The sequence below is a fragment of the Microbacterium sp. HMWF026 genome (assembly GCF_003061325.1).
Classification (GTDB): Bacteria; Actinomycetota; Actinomycetes; order Actinomycetales; family Microbacteriaceae; genus Microbacterium; species Microbacterium testaceum_E.
Genome location: NZ_QAJB01000366.1, coordinates 1 through 1,859 on the forward strand (window position 1 = coordinate 1; position 1,859 = coordinate 1,859).

Sequence of the window (1,859 nt, forward strand, 5' to 3'; positions counted from 1 at the left end):
CCGCCCGCCCTTCGCGCCCGAGATCCCGCATCACCCCCATCGCGGTCACGGCGGACATGGCGGCCCGCCCTGGGCCGACCCGTCGCACGGACGCTTCGGGGGTCCCGCCCGGCTGCGCATGCTGGACGCGCTGGTCGCGGCATCCGGAGTCCTGTCCGTGAGCGGCATCGCCGAGGCCGTCGGAGTCGATCAGCCGCGCGCCTCGCGCCTGGTGCAGCAGGCCGTGCAACTGGGCCTGGTCGTGCGCGAGCCCGACCCCGACGACGCCCGCCGCACGCGCGTGCGACTCACCCCCGAGGGCGAGGATCTCGTCTCAGGTGTCCGGGGCAGGAGGCGGGATGCCGTGCGCTCCGCCCTGGAATCGTTCAGCGCCGATGAGAGCCGCGAGTTCGCGCGCCTGCTCGGCAAATTCGCGGACGCCTGGCCCCGCGACTGACGCCGAGTCGCGCGCCGGTCACGTGGCCGACGCCGGGCCGCGCGCCAGGCGCCGGTCCCCGGGGCGAGCACCGGATCAGCGGATGACGGCGGCCTCGGCCTTGACCGGCAGCAGCAGGACCAGTCCCGCGAGCAGGATCGCGACGATGCCCAGGATGCCCAGGCGCGTGTCGCCTGTGAGGCCGACGAAGAGGGCGAACAGGCCGGGCGCGAGGAACGACACCGCGCGCCCCGTCGTGGCGTAGAGGCCGAAGATCTCGCCCTCGCGGCCCTCGGGAGCCATCCGCGCGAGGAAGGACCGGCTGGCCGATTGCACCGGGCCGACGAACAGGCCCAGGCTGAGGCCCGCGATCCAGAACAGCGGCACGGAGGTGCCGATGACGAGGATGACGCCACCCATCACGATCAGACCGATCAGCGAGGCGACGATGACCCGTTTCGGACCGAAGCGGTCGTCGAGGCGGCCCGCGAAGATCGTGCTGATGCCGGCGACCACGTTCGCGGCCACCGCGAAGTAGAGCACCTGCGTCGAGGTGAAGCCGAACACCTGCGCGGCGATGATCGCGCCGAACGTGAAGACGCCGGTCAGTCCGTCGCGGAACACGGCGCTCGCGATGAGGAACAGCAGCACCGGACGGCTGTCGCGCCAGAGGGAGCGCAGCGTGCCCCACAGGACCGCGTAGGAGCGGAAGAAGCCGACCCGTACCCGACGGCGCTGTGCCGGGATCTCGGGCACGCGCAGCAGGACCGGGATGGCGAACACGCCGAACCACACCGCCGACGCCAGGACCGCCAGGCGGATGTTCAGACCGCCCTCTTTGGTCACGGCGAGAAGGCCACCGGCATCCGGATCTCCGAAGCTCTGGATGAAGAGCACCAGCAGCAGAAGCAGCAGCGCGATGCCGCCGACATAGCCCATGCCCCAGCCGAAGCCCGAGACGCGGCCGATGTTCTGCCGCGTCGACACCTGAGAGAGCATCGCGTAGTAGTTGACGCTGGCGAACTCGAAGAAGACGTTGCCGACCGCGATGAGCGCCGCACCCAGGACGAGGTACGACGGTGTCGCCTCGACGAAGACCATGGCCGCCATCGCCAGCACGACCAGCCCCGTGTTCACCCCGAGCCACAGTTTCCGTCGCCCGCTGCCGTCGGAGCGCTGCCCCAGCACGGGGGCCACGAGAGCCACCACGATGCCGGCGATCATCAGGGCGATGCCCACGAGGCTCGCGTTGTCGGCGAGGGCCCGCACGAGTGCCGGGTTCTTGTCGTCCCCTCCGGCGGCGGTGACGATCGCGGGGTCGACGAAGAGCTGACTCGCCAGATACGTGCTGAAGACGAAGGTCGTGACGACGGCGTTGAACGCGGCCGAACCCCAGTCCCACAGGGCCCACGCGAGCACGGGGCGACGATCGACGGCGGAGGCG

Annotated in this window: 2 protein-coding genes; one reads left to right on the forward strand and one right to left on the reverse strand. The window is 71.1% G+C overall.

Annotation, left to right across the window (positions count from 1 at the left end):
• On the forward strand, positions 1 to 436 hold a 436-nt coding region (locus tag DBR36_RS13620), incomplete at its 5' end, for a MarR family winged helix-turn-helix transcriptional regulator (RefSeq protein WP_258222851.1).
• 75 nt (positions 437 to 511) lie between these two features.
• On the opposite strand, the gene DBR36_RS13625 is transcribed toward DBR36_RS13620, so the two are convergent.
• Positions 512 to 1,859: MFS transporter (locus DBR36_RS13625; protein ID WP_108320239.1), on the reverse strand; the 1,348-nt coding region annotated here is incomplete at its 5' end.